Origin of the sequence: Pimelobacter sp. 30-1 (assembly GCF_018831735.1) — a bacterium.
Taxonomy (GTDB): Bacteria; Actinomycetota; Actinomycetes; order Propionibacteriales; family Nocardioidaceae; genus Nocardioides.
In genome coordinates this window covers 25,459-38,216 of record NZ_NHTS01000011.1, presented here as the reverse complement: position 1 = coordinate 38,216, position 12,758 = coordinate 25,459, and the positions used below count along the sequence as shown (strand labels likewise).

The 12,758-nt window shown below is 72.6% G+C and carries 14 protein-coding genes; 9 read left to right on the top strand and 5 right to left on the bottom strand.

The genetic code is table 11. The annotated features are described in order from the left end of the window. The first annotated feature begins 15 nt into the window (after positions 1 to 15). Positions 16 to 711: a pirin family protein gene (locus tag CCO04_RS24005; RefSeq protein WP_215816705.1), complete on the top strand. Its 696-nt coding sequence runs from the start codon at positions 16 to 18 to the stop codon at positions 709 to 711. 5 nt (positions 712 to 716) lie between these two features. Here CCO04_RS24005 and CCO04_RS24000 read toward each other — a convergent pair whose 3' ends face one another. Further along, on the bottom strand, positions 717 to 1,184 hold the full coding sequence (locus CCO04_RS24000; protein WP_215816704.1) for a MarR family winged helix-turn-helix transcriptional regulator: 468 nt from the start codon (positions 1,182 to 1,184) through the stop codon (positions 717 to 719). Continuing rightward, on the bottom strand, positions 1,181 to 1,864 hold the full coding sequence (gene ribA, locus CCO04_RS23995) for a GTP cyclohydrolase II (RefSeq protein WP_215816703.1): 684 nt from the start codon (positions 1,862 to 1,864) through the stop codon (positions 1,181 to 1,183). Before ribA ends, CCO04_RS24000 begins: the two co-directional genes overlap by 4 nt. Positions 1,865 to 2,215: 351 nt before the next feature. Here ribA and CCO04_RS23990 point away from each other — a divergent pair, with 351 nt between their 5' ends. The 3 genes from CCO04_RS23990 to CCO04_RS23980 all read left to right on the top strand — a co-directional run bounded on the left by CCO04_RS23990 (position 2,216) and on the right by CCO04_RS23980 (position 4,600). Then, positions 2,216 to 3,127, top strand: a complete 912-nt coding sequence (locus tag CCO04_RS23990) for a hypothetical protein (protein WP_215816702.1) — start codon at positions 2,216 to 2,218, stop codon at positions 3,125 to 3,127. A gap of 310 nt (positions 3,128 to 3,437) precedes the next feature. After that, complete coding sequence (locus CCO04_RS23985) at positions 3,438 to 3,956, top strand: sigma-70 family RNA polymerase sigma factor (protein WP_215816701.1); 519 nt, start codon at positions 3,438 to 3,440, stop codon at positions 3,954 to 3,956. After that, positions 3,953 to 4,600, top strand: coding sequence for a hypothetical protein (locus CCO04_RS23980; protein WP_215816700.1), 648 nt, complete (start codon positions 3,953 to 3,955; stop codon positions 4,598 to 4,600). The genes CCO04_RS23985 and CCO04_RS23980 overlap by 4 nt, the downstream gene beginning before the upstream one ends. A 91-nt stretch (positions 4,601 to 4,691) precedes the next feature. On the opposite strand, the gene CCO04_RS29985 is transcribed toward CCO04_RS23980, so the two are convergent. Beyond that, complete coding sequence (locus CCO04_RS29985) at positions 4,692 to 5,606, bottom strand: diacylglycerol kinase family protein (RefSeq protein WP_215816699.1); 915 nt, start codon at positions 5,604 to 5,606, stop codon at positions 4,692 to 4,694. Continuing rightward, positions 5,603 to 7,195 (bottom strand): FAD-binding oxidoreductase, encoded by a 1,593-nt coding sequence (locus CCO04_RS23970; RefSeq protein WP_252373830.1) that lies wholly within the window; start codon positions 7,193 to 7,195, stop codon positions 5,603 to 5,605. The genes CCO04_RS29985 and CCO04_RS23970 overlap by 4 nt, the downstream gene beginning before the upstream one ends. A gap of 17 nt (positions 7,196 to 7,212) precedes the next feature. On the opposite strand from CCO04_RS23970, the gene CCO04_RS23965 reads away from it, so the two are divergent. Then, on the top strand, positions 7,213 to 7,827 hold the full coding sequence (locus CCO04_RS23965) for a TetR/AcrR family transcriptional regulator (protein ID WP_215816698.1): 615 nt from the start codon (positions 7,213 to 7,215) through the stop codon (positions 7,825 to 7,827). Further along, the gene (locus tag CCO04_RS23960; RefSeq protein WP_215816697.1) at positions 7,824 to 9,392 is read left to right on the top strand and encodes a glycerol-3-phosphate dehydrogenase/oxidase; all 1,569 of its coding nucleotides are present in this window, start codon (positions 7,824 to 7,826) and stop codon (positions 9,390 to 9,392) included. The genes CCO04_RS23965 and CCO04_RS23960 overlap by 4 nt, the downstream gene beginning before the upstream one ends. On the opposite strand, the gene CCO04_RS23955 is transcribed toward CCO04_RS23960, so the two are convergent. Next, on the bottom strand, positions 9,389 to 9,979 hold the full coding sequence (locus CCO04_RS23955; RefSeq protein ID WP_215816696.1) for a TetR/AcrR family transcriptional regulator: 591 nt from the start codon (positions 9,977 to 9,979) through the stop codon (positions 9,389 to 9,391). The two genes, CCO04_RS23960 and CCO04_RS23955, sit on opposite strands and share 4 nt — an antisense overlap. Positions 9,980 to 10,105: 126 nt before the next feature. On the opposite strand from CCO04_RS23955, the gene CCO04_RS23950 reads away from it, so the two are divergent. The 3 genes from CCO04_RS23950 (at position 10,106) to CCO04_RS23940 (ending at position 12,740) form a co-directional block, all read left to right on the top strand. Further along, positions 10,106 to 11,050 carry an NAD-dependent epimerase/dehydratase family protein gene (locus CCO04_RS23950; RefSeq protein WP_215816695.1) on the top strand — a complete coding sequence of 315 codons (945 nt, stop codon included), beginning with the start codon at positions 10,106 to 10,108 and terminating at the stop codon, positions 11,048 to 11,050. A gap of 86 nt (positions 11,051 to 11,136) precedes the next feature. Then, a complete protein-coding gene (locus CCO04_RS23945) occupies positions 11,137 to 12,165 on the top strand; it encodes a sigma-70 family RNA polymerase sigma factor (RefSeq protein WP_308281491.1) in 1,029 nt (342 codons plus the stop codon). 5 nt (positions 12,166 to 12,170) lie between these two features. After that, entirely contained in the window at positions 12,171 to 12,740 is a 570-nt protein-coding gene (locus tag CCO04_RS23940) for a TIGR03086 family metal-binding protein (protein WP_215816693.1), read from the top strand. The last annotated feature ends 18 nt before the right edge of the window (positions 12,741 to 12,758 follow it).

The window sequence follows — 12,758 nt, the reverse complement described above, 5'->3', positions numbered from 1 at the left end:
GGCACAATCTGCCACGTGAGTGTGGAGATCCGCAGAGGTTCGGCCAGGTTCCTCGAACGCGCGCCCGGTCGGCTCAGCCACCACGGGTTCTCGTTCGGCCCCCACTTCGACCCCGAGCGACTCTCGTTCGGGCCGATGGTGTGCCACGACGACCACGTGCTTGGCCGGGGCACCGGCTTCGAGGAGCACCCCCACGAGGCACAGGAGATCGTCACCTGGGTGGTCTCCGGAGCGCTGGTGCACCGCGACGCGACCGGCACCGAGACGGTCCTCGGCGCCGGCGAGTGCGGCGTGCTGTCGGCGGGCTCCGGGGTGCGTCACTCCGAGGTGGCGAGCGAGGACGGCCCGGCACGCTTCGTGCAGGTGTGGCTGACGCCGGACGACGCCGCGGTCGACTCCGCGCCGCACTACGCCCGGACAGCGGTCGACGCGGCGCCCGGCTCCGGACCGGTCCGGGCCGCGGGGACCGACGCGCCGCTGGCGCTCGGGGTGCGCGGCGCGGCGCTGGACGTCGTACGGCTGGGGGCGGGCGAGAGCGTCACGCTGCCGGCCGCGGCGCGGATGCACGCCTTCGTCACCACCGGCGCGCTGCTGCGCTCGTCGCTGGCCGAGCCGCTGGCGGCGGGCGATGCGTTCTGCATGACCGACGAGGGTCCGCACGACGTCACGGCCGCCGTACCGACCGAGATCCTGGTCTGGACCTTCGCCTGACCCGCTCAGCCCTCGCCGAGCTCGTCGATGCCGCCGACCAGCGCGCCGGCGATCTCGCCGAGGCTGCGCACCTGCTCGGGGGTGAGCCGGTCGAAGACCAGCTCGCGCACCTGGGCCAGGTGCCCCGGCGCGATCTGCTGGAGGAGCGCGAAGCCCTCGTCGGTGAGCACCGCGAACTGGCTGCGCCGGTCGTCCGGGCACTGCCGGCGGGTCACCCAGCCGCGCCCCTCCAGCACGGAGATCGCGTGGGTCAGGCGCGACGGGCTCGTCGCCGTCAGCCGGGCCAGCTCACCCATGGTGAGGGTGCGGTCGGGCTGGCTGGAGAGGTTCGCGAGCATCGCGTAGTAGGTGTGCGTGATGCCCGCCTCCTCCCGCAGCCGCCGGTCGAGCGCCTGCGGCAGCGCCTGCACCAGCCGCACCAGCGGCAGCCACGCCGTCAGCTCGTCGTCGTCCAGCCAGCGCGGCTCGCTCACGCGATGTCCAGGTCCAGGGTGTGCGCGGTGTGGTCGCGCTTGACCGTGAGGTAGCGCCGGTTGGCCGCCGACAGGTGGACCCCCGTCGGCACCCGCTCGTCGACCGCGACCCCGTGCTCCTCGAGCTGCGCGGCCTTGTCGGGGTTGTTGCTCAGCAGCCGGATCCGGTCGGCGCCCACCGTCAGCAGCATCTGGACGGCGGCGCGGTAGTCGCGCTCGTCCTCACCGCGGCCGAGAGCCCGGTTGGCGGCGTACGTGTCGAGGCCGGCGTCCTGCAGGGCGTAGGCGTCGAGCTTCTCGTACAGCCCGATACCCCGACCCTCCTGGCGCAGGTAAAGCAGGAAGCCACCCTCGGCAGCGATCCGCTCGACCGCCTCGCGCAGCTGCGGACCGCAGTCGCAGCGCTCCGAACCGAACACGTCCCCCGTCAGGCACTCGCTGTGCGGCCGCACCAGCGGCGCCTCGCCCCCGAGCGGCAGCTGCGCGATCCGGGCCCGCCAGTCGCCGAGGCCGAGCAGCAGGTGCTCCTTGCCGTCGAGGAGGTGGTGGAAGGTGAGCACGTCCGCGGTCGTCGCGTAGCCGTCGGGGAAGCGCAGCGGGATCACGACCTGGGTGCGCACCTCGGCGCGCGGCAGGCGCGCGGCGTCGGGGCGCAGGAGCTGGAGGCAGTCAGTGGTCATCGTCGGTCCTTTGTTTCAAGTTTGAAACGATGACTGCTTCAAGGCGCTCGGGGGGCGGGGTATTCCGGTGGGCGGGAGGTTTTTCCAAGGCGCCGGGACGCGGTCGGCCTGCACGGCACCCCATGCCATCAACCAATCGCGGCGATGCAGAGAGCTGCCCCATGTCATGTCGAGCCGAACAACAGTCATGACTAGGCGCGCAACGCGTGTCCACAGTCCGGTCTTGCCATTGACCTCCCTTGGAGGTCCGCCGACTATTTCCGAACCTCGGAGCCGAGGGATTCTTCTTGACCGAAAGAAGCGCCACCAGGCGAATCACGGCGCCGCCGCACGATGAAAGGACTGTGCGTCTTGTTTACGATTGTCCTCGACATCTTCTCGGGCGTTCCCAATCCGGTGTGGACGTTGAGCCCTTCTCAAGGAGCGTCACTGAGAGAGCAGATTGCCGACGGAGCGGCGCCAGTTGTCGGGATCGATCAGGTTGAGACCCGTCTGGGATACCTCGGCTACATCGTCCACGCCACCGGCGATGACGCCGACGCGCTGTCCAAGATGGGGCTGCCGAATCTGTTCCGCCTGAGCTCGGAGGCAGCTGGCCGCCTCAGCAGAGCCGAAATCGAGCGGGAACTGGCCCGGGATGCACGCGGAGCTACCCTCAACGAGCCTGCTCAGGAAGCCCTGTGGGAAGCCGTGGACTCCGAGGCGGTCGAGCCCTTCTCCCAAGTCGAGCCCTCCTCCCCGGGAAAACTCGCAGCCGCGGCGTGCAACCTGCAAGGGACTTCGTTCAGCAACTTCTCCTTCTGGAACGGCGTGTACTGCACCCGCGTCCGGAACAACTGCTACAACTACGCGACGAACGACCGCACCGACAACTTCGCTCAGCCCGGCTATCGAAGCAACACCGGCTTCGGCGGTCACTACCCCAACGTGCCGGCACCGACCGTGACGAACATCCGGAACGGGGCTCTTGGCGACGGGCTCAAGATGTCCTGCTCCGGAGACAAGCTCCGAGTGTGGTTCGCCGTCTGGCCGGGCACGGATTACCACTGGTGGCGCCTGAACAAGAACGACGCTGGTACGAACCGGTGGTGCCACAAGCGCGGAACCTCTCCGGCCACGAACAAGGACCAGAACGGAGACTTCATCGTCAACGTCAAGAACTCAGCACGCTGGAACTACAGCGTCGATGGGGAGTTCATGTTCGTCAACAGTCCGCAAGGCAACGTGAAGGGATGGGGAGGTCCTCTTGACTACCAGTGCTAACCGGGGTCTCAGCCGGCGGGCAGCAATCGGAGGCGTGGCGGCCCTTGGGGCCACCGCCGTCATCGGAGGCAAGAGCTCATCTCGAGCGGCGGCCGCCGTCCCCCTCGTCGCTGCTCCCACCGATCCCGCCGATTCCGGCTCACCCGAATTCGAGAGCTGGCTCCTCGAAACGTGCCCTGACCCGGAGGTCAGGCTCAGTCTCGCCGACGTTGTCACAACGTAGTCTGGGCGGCAGCGAAACTTCGCTCCGCAATGGGAACCTTTCTTGTGGTTCCCGCCCTCTTAGTGTTGTGGGACCAAGGACTAGGTCGTGGCAGCAGTGACCACCGACTTCGATGACTTCGTAGGCTCGCGCCACCAGCGGTGGGTGCGGGTCGGGGTGTTGGCGGGCTGGCCCCAACAAGACGTCGAAGACGCGGTCCAGGCTGCTCTGTCGACGTTGTGGCGACGGTGGCGACGGGTATCGGCGTTCGACAACCCAGACGCGTACGTGATGAAGGTTGTGATCAACAGCCTCAAGAAGGACGCCACCCGGCGAGCCCGCCGAGCGAGGCGAACGGCCGGAACAGAGTCGCGGACGAGACAGAGCGAGGCCACCGACAACGACCCGCAAGAGCAGGTCGCCAGGTCGGCCCTGGTTCGCGCGGCGCTCTCGGACTTGCCGCCCGACCAAAGAGCAACGATCGTCCTTCGATACTTCCTCGACCTGTCCGAGAAGGACACTGCCGACGTGCTGGGAGTTGCGGCCGGGACAGTCAAGAGTCGCACGTCGCGGGCACTCGCAGCACTCGCGGCAAACGGCCACCTCAAGGAGTACCAGGAACGATGATGGACACCGACAGGCTCTCGGAGATTCTTCGTGAATCCGCAAGCGACATCACCCCCCGCCCGCCAGTCATGCCCGCGGGTCCGCCGCCTCGCCGACGCTGGATCCTCACCGTCTCCGCGCTCGTCACCCTCCTTGCCGTCGGTACCGCCGCGGGAATGATGCTCTCGAACGACGAGCCAGGCGATGGCGTGGATTCCGCTGCAAGCGACCGATCGCCTTCGCCCCAGGCATCGTCAGCCAAGTTCGACCGCGTAGACCGCAACGGGGTGAGCATCGAGGTGCCGGCGTCCTGGGACGTGGTCGAGGCAAACGACTGTAGCGAAGGCGGGCTGTCCACGAACGCAGTCGTGAAGCTGGCTGGGCCTGTCGAGGAATGCATGGGCTACCGCGCGACAGCTGCCAACCGTGTGTACCTCACGGATCTCAGGAGGCCTCCCTATGGAGAGCCCTGGGATGGGATCACAGAGGATGCCCGGTCCTCCAACGGCGTGCAGATCCGCCGGGTGACGTCAGGCAGCCTGGTTGGAATGAACTCGGCCGCGACTCTTGCCATCACCGTTCCAGAGCGCGACGTCGCCATCATCGCGACCGGCCCGAACATCGACCTGACCATACGGATCATGGAAAGCGTCCGGGTCGACTGAATCTGGCTGAGCAGTCGCGCCTGACGGTACGGGCACCCGGCGTCACCCGTTCTGCCGGCGGCACTCTGCGTGTGGGGAATGCGGCCGACCCTCAGGCCAGCACCCGGACCGCCGCCGGCATCAGCTCGACCGTCAGCGGCTGACCAGCGCCGGCGGGGAGTACGCCGAGCGCCTCCCCGTCGGCGCCGACCGGTACGGCGGCACCCCCACGGTGCCGCCCGGAGAGACGCACCTGCCGGCCGGTCAGGACGGTGACCTCGTCGAGCGCGACGTGGCTGCCGTCGTACACCTTGGGCAGTGAGCGGATCAGGTCCAGGTGCGAGGCGGCCTCGATGACGATGACGTCGAGCAGGCCGTCGTCGACGACGGCGCCGGGCGCGATGGCCATGCCCTTGCCGTAGTAGGCGGAGTTGGCGATGACGACGGTGGCGGCGCGGTGCTCGCTGCGGGCGCCGTCGACCTCGACGACGCACTCCACCGGTCGGTACGTCGCCAGGGCGCGCACCGCGGCATAGGGGTACTGCAGGGTCGAGGGCAGCCAGTGGGAGCGGTCGACGATCTCGGCGGCGCGCGCGTCGACGCCCGCGTAGACCGACCCCGCCACGACGTACGACGACCCGTCGGCCTGGGTCACCCGGAGCAGGTCGATGGCCCGCTCGGCGCCCGAGAGCAGCAGCGCGGCCTGGGCGGCGGTGTCGTGGGGGATCTCGAGCATCCGGGCGAAGTCGTTGCCGCGCCCGGCCGGGACCATGGCGAGCACGCCGCCGAGGGCGGCGACCGAGCCGGCGACCGAGGAGAGCATCCCGTCGCCGCCGACGGAGACCACGACCGCGCCGTCGGCGACGGCCGCCGCGACGAGGTCGGGGGTCTCCGCGGCGGAGGTGGTGTAGGTGACCTCGACCTCGGCGCCCGCCTCGCGCAGCGCCCGCGCCAGCGGTACGACGACGCGCGGCGCCGCGCCCCCGCCGGAGCTCGGGTTGACGAGGAAGGCGAAGGAGCGGGTCACGGGATCAGCACCCCGGGGTTGAGGATCCCGGCGGGGTCGACCGCCTGCTTGACCGCGCGCAGCACCGAGGCGCCGACGGTGCCGATCTCGGCGGCCAGGTAGGGCTTGTGGTCGGTACCGACCGCGTGGTGGTGGGTGATCGAGGCGCCGGCGGCGACGATCGCCTCGCAGGCGGCGGCCTTGGCGGGCAGCCAGGTGGCGAGCGGGTCCGCGCCGCCGGGAGCGGCGACGGTGAAGTAGAGCGAGCACCCGGTCGCGTACACGTGCGAGATGTGGCAGAGCACCATGGCGCCCTCGCCGAGGGTCTCCTGCAGGGCGGACTTGACGCGCGTGTAGAGGTTCTCCCGGTTGCTCCAGAAGGTGACCGTCTCGAGCGTCTCGACCAGGACACCGACGTCGAGCAGGCTGTCGCGCAGGTACGGCGCGTTGAACCGGCCGTGCGCCCACGCCTCACCCGGTCCGGATCCCTGGGGAGCGCCGCCGAGGTCGGTGAGGGCGGCGGTGACGGCGGACTTCTTGGCAGCCACCGCGGCGGGCGTGCCCTCGTAGCCGACGATCATCAGGCAGCCGGCGTTGCCCTCACCACCGATCGACTCGGGGTCGGCGAGGTTGATGGCGGTCTCGTTCTCGTCGGAGAGCCGGATCACCGTCGGCAGCAGGTCGGACTGGGCGAGGGCGCGGATCGCGTCGGCGCCGGCGGCGAAGGACTCCCAGCGCCAGCCCTCGTACTCCTTGACCTCGGGCAGCGGGCGGACCCGGACGGTCACCTCGGTGATCACGCCGAAGGCGCCCTCGGAGCCGAGGAACAGCTCGCGCAGGTCGGGGCCGCTGGCGTTCGCCGGCGAGGCACCGAGCCGGACGTCGCCGACGGGCGTGGCGACCCGGAGCGCGACGACCATCGCGTCGAAGCGGCCGTAGCCGGCGCTCGACTGGCCGCTGGAGCGGGTCGCGGCGAAGCCGCCGATGGTGGCGTACTCGAACGACTGGGGGAAGTGGCCGAGCATCAGGCCGTGCTGGGCGAGGAGCGCCTCGGCCTCGGGGCCGCGCAGGCCGGGCTCGAAGGTGGCGGTCGAGGAGACGGGGTCGAGCGCGAGCAGGCCGCGCATCCGGCCGAGGTCGAGGGAGAGCACCCCGGTCAGGCCGGCGGGGTCGGCGACCAGGCCGCCGGTGACCGCGGTGCCGCCGCCGAAGGGAACGACGGCGATGCGCTGCTCCGCGGCGTACGCGAGGACGGCGACGACCTCGTCGTGCCCGCCCGGCCGGACGACGACGTCCGGCGCGTCACCGAGGTCGCCGGCCCGCTGGCGCAGCAGGTCGGGCGTGGACTTGCCGCGCGTGCGCTGGCGGCGCAGCCCGTCGTCGAGGACGACGTTCGCCTCGCCGACGAGGGCGCGCAGGCCGTCGAGCTGGTCCGCGGAGAGTCGCGAGGCGGGCACCGCGACGTCGCTCCGGGCGGGCGTGTCCTGGATCGGGAAGACCAGGCCGACGAGGTCGCGCACACCCTCGGGAAGGCCGGTGGCGTGGGCCGGGTCGCCCCAGCGCGTGGCGGGCATCTCGGGCTGCAGGGCGGCGGGGCGCTCGGTGGTCATGTGTTACAGTGTTACACATGACGTCACATCGTCACAACGGCGAATCCGAAAGCCCCGGGAGCACCGAGAGCACCCCACGCGACGGCTACCTCGATGCCGCCCGCGAGTGCATCCTCGACGTGGGCTGGCGGCGCACCACGCTGACCGAGGTCGCCCGGCGGGCGGGCGTCTCGCGGATGACGATCTACCGCGCGTGGTCCGACATGCCCGCGCTCCTGGCCGACCTGATGACCCGTGAGTGGGGCTCCCTGGTCGCCGGCCGGGTCGACGCGGCGACGCCGCCCACCCCCGGCTCGATCGCCGACACCGTCGTGGCCACCGTCGGAGCACTGCGCGAGAACGAGCTGTTCACCCGGATCGTCGAGCTCGACCCCGAGCTGATCCTCCCCTACCTGCTCGCCCGCCGCGGCCGCTCGCAGGAGCTCATCCTCGAGGTCCTCGGCGCCGCGATCGCGACCGGCCAGGCTGACGGCGCGATCCGCGCCGGCGCACCCGCGGCGATCGCGCGCGGGCTGCTGCTCGCGGCCCACGGCTACGTCCTGTCGGCACACACGATGGTCGACGACGTGGTCGACGAGTCGGCCCTCGAGACCGAGCTGCACACCCTCGTCGTCCGGAGCCTCCAGCCATGACCAGCCTCACCCCCACCAGGATCACCCCGGGCCTCACCACCGTCCCGACCACGGTCGACGTGGTCGTCATCGGCCTCGGCATCACCGGCGCCGGCGTCGCCCTCGACGCGGTCGCGCGCGGGCTGAGCGTGCTGGCGGTCGACGCCCACGACCTGGCGTTCGGTACGTCGCGCTTCTCGTCCAAGCTGGTCCACGGCGGGCTGCGCTACCTCGCCTCCGGCCAGGTCGGCATCGCCCACGAGAGCGCCGTCGAGCGCGGCATCCTGATGGAGACCACCGCGCCGCACCTGACCCGGCCGCTGCCCTCGATCATCCCGCTCGCCGCCGGCGTCAGCCGGCCGATGGGCACGCTCGCCGGAGCCGGCTTCCTCGGCGGCGACCTGCTGCGCCGAGCCGCCGGGACGAGCAGCGACACCCTCCCCCGGCCGCGCCGGCTCAGCGCCGCCGAGACCCGGCGGCTCGCGCCGCCGCTGCGGACCGACGGACTGCGCGGCGCCTACCTCGGCTGGGACGGCCAGCTCGAGGACGACGCCCGCCTGGTCACCACCATCGCCCGTACGGCGGCCGAGCGCGGCGCCCACGTCCGCACCCACGCCCGCGTCGTCAGCGCGACCGGCCAGCAGGTCGTCCTGCGCGACGAGCTCACCGGGACGCAGGTCGAGGTCAGCGCCCGCGCGGTCGTCAACGCGACCGGCGTCTGGGCCGGCGAGCTCGTCGACGACGTCCGGCTGCGCCCCTCGCGCGGCACCCACCTGGTGCTGCGCGGCGAGGCGCTGCCCGGTCTCGACGTCGCCGTCTTCGCCCCCATCCCGGGCGAGACCAACCGGTTCGTGCTCGTGCTCCCCCAGCCCGACGGCCAGCTCTACGTCGGCCTCACCGACGAGCCCGTCGACGGCCCGGTCCCCGACGTCGCCGAGCCGACCGAGGTCGAGATCGGCTTCCTGCTCGACGTCGTCGCGGCGTCGTTCGCGCGGCCGCTGCGCCGCTCCGACGTAGTCGGCGCCTTCGCCGGCCTGCGCCCGCTGCTCGACGGCGGCGACGACGCGACCGCCGACCTGTCCCGCAAGCACGCCGTGCTGACCTCGCGCACCGGCGTCGTGACGATCGTGGGCGGCAAGCTCACCACCTACCGCCGGATGGCCGAGGACGCCGTCGACGCCGCGGTCGCCGCCGCCGGCCTGGGCGCGAGCGCCGGGCCGTGCGTGACCGCGACCCTGCCGCTGGCCGGCGCCGCCCCGCGCGCGGCGCTCGCCGACGCGGCGGCCCGCGCCGAGCACCCCGGGCAGGCCCGGCTCATCCGGCGCTACGGCGCCGACGCCGACCTCGTCCTGTCCGCCGCCGTCGAGGCGAGCGGCTGGAGCACCGCCGACCTGCTCGCGCCGATCGCCGAGGGCGTGCCGACAGTGGGGGCCGAGCTGTTCTTCGGCGTCACCCACGAAGGCGCCGCGGACGTCGCCGACCTGCTCGACCGCCGCACCCGGATCGGGCTCGTCCCGGCCGACCGGGCGCTCGCCGTACCGGCGGCGGAGCGGGTGCTGGCCGCGACGCGGACCCAGCCCGCCTAGCCCGCCCTGCCTGCCTCGCCCGCCGCGCGGGCCAGCGCGGTCATCTGGTCGACCACCATCCCCCGCCGTACGGCGGCCGATGCGGGATCGCTCAGCACCACCTCGGTGAGCCGGGACAGGCTCCACCACCCCACGACCACCGAGATGGCGCTCAGCAGCAGGTGCTCCGCCGCCGCGCCGCCGAGGCCGCCGACGGACGCGCAGATCCGGGACGCGTTGACCGCGCAGGTCGGCTCGCGGCTGTCGACGGCGACCGGAGCGTCGAGCTCGAGGCTCTCCCAGACCAGCAGCCGCGGGAGCTCGGGGCGGGCCAGGCAGCGGTCGAACATCCGCCCGGCGAACTCCCCGATGCCCTCGGGCGTCGTGTCCTCGATCTCGAGGCCGTCGAAGAAGGCGCCGAGCTCGTGCTCGAGCACCGCCGCGAAGAGCCCCTGCTTGTCACCGAAGTAGCGGTAGACCCGCTCCTTGTTGATCCCCGCGTCGCGGGCGATCGCGTCGATCCGGGCCCCCGCGAAGCCGAGCGCCGCGAACTGGCGGACCCCGGCGTCGAGCAGCCGGGTGCGGGTCCCCTCGGTGTCCCATGCCACGGCGTCAGCGTAGCCGACTCCAACTATCCGTTTGGAATTGCGCCGGAGCCTCGCTACGGTCATCTCCAACCAAGTGTTTGGAGTTTCGATGCACCCGTTCCCCCACCCCTCCCCCCGGACCTCACGATGAAGGCCCTCGTCCTCGGCGCCCGCGGCGCGGTCGGCCGCGTCGTCGTCGCCGAGCTGCGCCGCCGCGGCCACGAGGTCACCCCGGCCGGACGCACCGCGCCGCCCGACGGGGTCGCGGTCGACCTGACCCGCCCCGAGGACGACGCCGCCCGGCGCGCGCTCGCCCGTGCGGTCGAGGGGCACGACGTCCTCGTCAACGCGGCCGGCGTCGAGAGCACCGTGGTCGCGGCGGCGGGAGCACCCGTCCTCGTGGACATCTCGGCGACGAGCTCCTACCTGGCCGCGCTGCGGGAGGCGGCACCGGCCGCGGCGACCGTCGTCCTCGGCGCCGGGCTCGCCCCGGGACTGAGCACGGTCCTGGTCGCGGCGCTCGACGTCCGGCCCGACGACGAGATCGACGTGGGCGTCCTGCTCGGGACGGCCGAGCGCCACGGCGACGCGGCCGTGCAGTGGACGGCGGACCTGGTCGGCGCCCCGGTCCACGCCCCGCCGGAGGGCGGCCGGGTGCGCAACCTGCGCGACCGGCGGCGCCTGACCGGTCCGGACGGGCGGACCCGGACCTACCTGCGCGCGGACTTCCCCGACCACGTGCTCGTCGGCGAACGGCTCGGCGTCGCGATCCGCAGCCACCTCACGCTGAGCAGCCGGGCCGCGACGGTCGCGCTCGGGCTCGCGGCGCGGACCGGCGCGGGCGGCCTGCTGCGCCACTCGCCGCACATCGGCTCGGCCGCCTGGCAGGTGGTCGCGGTCAACCGTCGTACCGGCCAGGCGCTCGGCGCGAGCGGCACCGGCCAGTCGCACGCGACCGGCGTCCTCACCGTCCTCGCGGCCGAGCGGGCCGTGGCCCGGCCGGCGCTCGGGCCGGTCACGATGGCCGACCTGGTCGACCGGACCGAGGCCCTCGACCGCCTCGTCCCAGGATCCGCGCCGCAGCACCGATGAGTTTCGCCCCTGCCCCTGGTCGGACCCTTCAGGCAGACTGACGAGCACCAGGGGCGGCGGCGATGACGATGGCGATGGGACACACGGTGACGGAGCAGACGCAGGCGACGGCGACGACGGCGAGCGACGAGCTCGCGGACTTCGACACGCTGACCGGGCGCTACCAGCGCGAGCTGATGGCGCACTGCTACCGGATGAGCGGTTCGGTCCACGAGGCCGAGGACCTGGTCCAGGAGACCTTCCTGCGCGCCTGGAAGGCCTCGGCCAACTTCCAGGGCCGCAGCTCGGTCCGTACCTGGCTCTACAAGATCGCCACCAACGTGTGCCTGACCAACCTCGAGAGCAAGCCGCGCCGGCCGCTCCCGACCGGTCTCGGCACCGCCGACTCCGCACCCTCCGACGAGCTGCTCGAGGACCACGAGGTGCCGTGGCTCGAGCCGATCCCGGACGCCGCCGTCGAGGTCGCCGAGCGCGACACGATCCGGCTGGCGTTCGTCGCCGCGCTCCAGCACCTCCCGGCCCGCCAGCGCGCGGTGCTCATCCTGCGCGACGTGCTGCGCTGGTCGGCCGCCGAGACCGCGACGGCCCTCGACACGACGACCGCCGCGGTCAACTCCGCGCTCCAGCGCGCGCACGCCCAGCTCGCCGAGCGCGGCCTGACCCCCGACACGGTCGAGCCCGACCTCGACGCGGCCCAGCGCCAGCTCCTCGACGCCTACCTGGCGGCCTTCTGGCGCAAGGACATCGACCAGATCGTCCAGCTCCTCAAGTACGACGCCACCTGGGACATGCCGCCCTTCCTCAACCACTACCGCGGCGCCGCCGCGATCGCCGAGCTCATCGGCACCAAGTGCCCCGGCGGCTTCAACGACATGCCGATGGTCGAGACGATCGCCAACGGACAGCCCGCGTTCGGCCTCTACATGCGTCACCCCGAGGGCCACTTCGAGCCGTTCCACCTGCAGGTCCTCCAGATGACCGGGTCCGGCGACGACCTGCGCGTCGAGCACGTCACCGCGTTCTTCGACGCCCGGCTCTTCGCGCGCTTCGGGCTGCCCGAGCGGCTGCCGGCCGACTACGTGCCCGTCCCGGACGCCCCCGCCTGCGCGGGGTGAGCCCGATGACCGCCGAGCCGACCCCGGCCGGGCTGGTCGCGGGGCTCGACGTGCTGCAGCGCGCCCTCGACTACACCCGCGCCGCGCTGGGCACGATCACCTGCGCGGACGTCGACCGTCCGACCCCCTGCGCCGGCTGGGACCTCGCCGACCTGCTGGCCCACATGGAGGACGCCCTCGACGCCTTCGCCGAGGCCGCCGACGGCACGATCGGCCTGCGCAGCGCGGCCCCGGCCCCGCTCGAGGCGCGCGTCACCAGCCTGCAGACCAAGGCCTGCGGCCTGCTGGCCGCCTGGATGCGCGCGAGCTCGCCGTACGTCGACGTCGGCGGCCACCCCCTGCCCGTCGACGCGGTCGCCCGGCTGGCCGCCGTCGAGATCGCCGTGCACGGCTGGGACGTCGGCCGTACGACGGGCCGCGGTACCCCCCTGCCCGAGCGGCTCGCCGCCGAGCTGCTCCCCACCGCGCTGCGGATCGCGCTCGAGGGCGACGACCGGTTCGCCCCGCCGGTCCCGGTCGCCACCGAGGCTCCCGCGGGCGAGCACGTGCTCGCCCTCCTGGGCCGGCGTACCTGAGCGCTGTCCCCGCGCGGC